The organism is Pseudomonas sp. 32_A (assembly GCF_017490905.1).
GTDB classification, from domain to species: Bacteria; Pseudomonadota; Gammaproteobacteria; order Pseudomonadales; family Pseudomonadaceae; genus Aquipseudomonas; species Aquipseudomonas inefficax.
In genome coordinates, this window is sequence record NZ_JAFGYI010000248.1 from 1 (window position 1) to 485 (window position 485).

Genomic DNA, 485 nt, shown 5'->3' on the forward strand with positions numbered 1-485 from the left:
GTACTATACTCGACCCGAGCGGCGATAGCGCCGCCCATCGGCGCTATCGCCGAAGCGAGGGCGCAGCCTTCGCGCGACCAACGAGGAAATCATCATGGCCATCGAAGTAGTGGAACTGCATCACGTCGGATTCCGCGTCGCCCCCGAGCAGGCCGACGCGATGCTCGACTTTTATCGCGACGTGCTGTCGCTGCCGCTCGACCGCACGCGCTGGAAGATCCCCGGCATCTACGGATCGTGGATCGACCTGCCGAACGGCACCCAGTTGCACATCCTGGGCAGCGACGCGCCGTCGCGATACGCGAAGGGGCCGGGACAGGACCCGGTGTCGAACCACATCGCACTCGCCGTCGAAGACGTGCGCGCCGCCGAGCAGACGCTCGTCGCGCGCGGCATCGGCTATTTCACGCTCGAGAACATCGCATCGCCGAACCTCAAGCAGTTGTTCCTGCACGATCCCGCGGGCAATCTCGTCGAATTGCATC

Annotated in this window: 1 protein-coding gene; it reads left to right on the top strand. The window is 64.7% G+C overall.

Going from position 1 to position 485, the window contains the following annotated elements; genetic code table 11:
* Nucleotides 1-94: 94 nt before the first annotated feature.
* Nucleotides 95-485: VOC family protein (locus tag J5M58_RS26525; protein ID WP_207880335.1), on the top strand; the 391-nt coding region annotated here is incomplete at its 3' end.